The following is a 600-nucleotide window of genomic DNA, read 5'->3' as shown; positions in this document are numbered from 1 at the left end:
CGCCGCACCGGCCGGCTCGTCTCCTGCTCCAGCCCGGCAGACGATATTTTCGAGAATGGTACGGAGATGTCGTGAAAAGGCGACCTTTCCCAGTTCGTCGACGGCCACATGATGCAGCAGGAGGCAGAGCTTCGAGGGCTTCCCGGATGAAACGGTGAGTGCTGCGCGAATGGGAAATTCGCGTTCCAGGTCGAACGCCGCCGACGCGAGCCTTTCCCACGCCTCGGATTCGTCGGCGACCGCCGGAACAGCAAGGTCCGTACGCCGGTGCACTATCTGCTCCGGCTCGCCATCAGCTCCGATACGGAACGTGGTGCGCAGGACTTCGTGCCGGGTGAGCATGACTTCCAGAGCCCGCGCCACATCGGCAGCCGATGTGCCTTCAGGCACGGATATAGCCTCCGACAAAAGCAGCCAGGAAGGGGGATCCGTCCTCTGCTGGGCCCACCATGCCCCCTGTTGCCCCCATGTCAATGGAAACACTTCGTCAGTATTCATGACACCCCCAAAAGTATCCTCGGGGTGCACTCTACGGGGCGAGAAGTGGCGATGGGAGCTCTTGCTCCACTGTCCGGCGCGCGGATCAATTCAGGGGAATGT

General features: G+C 61.8%; 1 protein-coding gene. It reads right to left on the bottom strand.

From position 1 onward, the window contains the following. A partial coding sequence (locus tag CCN37_RS38645) for a condensation domain-containing protein (RefSeq protein WP_210408442.1) occupies positions 1-498 on the bottom strand: 498 nt, incomplete at its 3' end. Positions 499-600: the final 102 nt, after the last annotated feature.

This window comes from Allokutzneria sp. NRRL B-24872 (genome assembly GCF_002155965.1).
Classification (GTDB): domain Bacteria; phylum Actinomycetota; class Actinomycetes; order Mycobacteriales; family Pseudonocardiaceae; genus Allokutzneria.
Note: the sequence above shows the minus strand (reverse complement) of the source record. Positions and strands in the feature narration are given on the sequence as shown.